This window comes from Acidovorax sp. ST3, from assembly GCF_003231145.1.
Lineage (GTDB): Bacteria > Pseudomonadota > Gammaproteobacteria > Burkholderiales > Burkholderiaceae_C > Acidovorax.
On the sequence record NZ_QKVP01000133.1, the window covers coordinates 1 to 523 of the forward strand.

Here is a 523-nt window from a genome sequence, read left to right on the forward strand (position 1 = left end):
GATCCAGCCGGCTGCATCGGCGCGGAACCGGCTTTGGCCAATGTGAAAGGCAAGTTCGTTGGTGGCCTGCGCCTGCCGGGCGACGAAACAGGCGACTGCAAGATTTTCACGGAACGGCTTGCCGAACATGCGGCAAAGCGCGGCGTGAGCTTCCGCTTCAACACAGTGATCAAGGGCATTGCCACCGAAGGCGGCCGCATCGCCGGTGTGGACACCAGTGAAGGGCTGCTGACGGCGGACGCCTATGTCTGCGCGCTCGGCAGCTATTCCCCGATCATGTTGAAGCCGCTCGGCCTTTCGATTCCGGTCTACCCGATCAAGGGATATTCGATCACGGTGCCGATCTCCGATGCCGCCGGCGCGCCGGAATCGACCGTCATGGACGAGACCTACAAGGTGGCGATCACGCGACTGGGCGATCGTATCCGCGTCGGTGGTACGGCCGAGATTTCGGGCTACGATCTTGCCCTGCGTCCCGCACGGCGCGCGACGCTCGAACATTCGGTCACCGATCTGTTTCCGC

At 63.1% G+C, this 523-nt stretch carries 1 protein-coding gene; it reads left to right on the forward strand.

Annotated features, from left to right (window positions below; genetic code table 11):
- Nucleotides 1-523, forward strand: a 523-nt coding sequence (locus DNK89_RS23960) for an FAD-dependent oxidoreductase (RefSeq protein WP_153064357.1), incomplete at both ends; no start/stop codon positions are given.